Origin of the sequence: Streptomyces swartbergensis (assembly GCF_002148965.1) — a bacterium.
Lineage (GTDB): Bacteria > Actinomycetota > Actinomycetes > Streptomycetales > Streptomycetaceae > Streptomyces > Streptomyces swartbergensis.
This window is the reverse complement of sequence record NZ_NGFN01000800.1, coordinates 1-803: the sequence shown is the minus strand read 5'-3', so window position 1 is coordinate 803 and position 803 is coordinate 1. Positions and strand designations below refer to the sequence as shown.

Genomic DNA, 803 nt, shown 5'->3' with positions numbered 1-803 from the left:
CAGGCCTTGCGGGCCACCCCCGTCACCGCTTCCGCCCGCAGCTGGGGGCTGCGCACGACTCCCCCGCTGCCCAGCCGCTCCTTCCCCACCTCGAACTGCGGCTTGACCATCATCACCAGGTCCGCGTCCGGCTTCACGCACCGCACCAGGGCTGGCAGGACCAGCCCGAGCGGGATGAAGGACAGATCCCCCACGACAAGATCCACAGGCTCCCCATCGATCTCTTCAAGTGTCAATTCGCGTACGTTCGTACGGTCCTTGACGGTGACGCGTTCATCCTTCTGAAGAGACCATGCGAGTTGTCCGTATCCGACGTCCACGGCGACGACATGGGCGGCGCCCGCCCGCAGCAGGACATCGGTGAAACCGCCGGTGGACGCGCCGGCGTCGAGCGCCCTGCGCCCCTCGACGACCAGGCCCTGCGGCACGAACGCCGTCAGCGCGCCGGCGAGCTTGTGGCCGCCGCGCGACACGTAGTCGGGGTCGTTCTCGTCGGCCGCGACGACGATCGCGGCCGCGGTCTCCACCTGCGTGGCGGGTTTGGTCGCGACGGTCTTGCCGACGGAGACCCGCCCGGCGGCGATCAGCTGGCCGGCATGCTCGCGCGAGCGCGCGAGCTTCCGGCGGACCAGCTCCGCGTCGAGACGGCGGCGTGCGACTCCTGCCACGGTGTGTTCAGCTCCTGTGTTCGTGCGGCCGCGGGGGCGCGGGGGGTCCCGGGCGGGCGTCGAGCGCGGTGAGCGCGTCGCGCAGCCCCCGGTGTACATCCTCGTACACCTCGACGTGTCCGTCCGTGGCGAGGT

The 803-nt window shown here is 71.1% G+C and carries 1 protein-coding gene; it reads right to left on the bottom strand.

Annotation, left to right across the window (positions count from 1 at the left end; all coding sequences use genetic code 11):
• On the bottom strand, positions 1-668 hold a 668-nt coding region (locus tag CA983_RS44415), incomplete at its 3' end, for a TlyA family RNA methyltransferase (RefSeq protein ID WP_086606182.1).
• Positions 669-803: the final 135 nt, after the last annotated feature.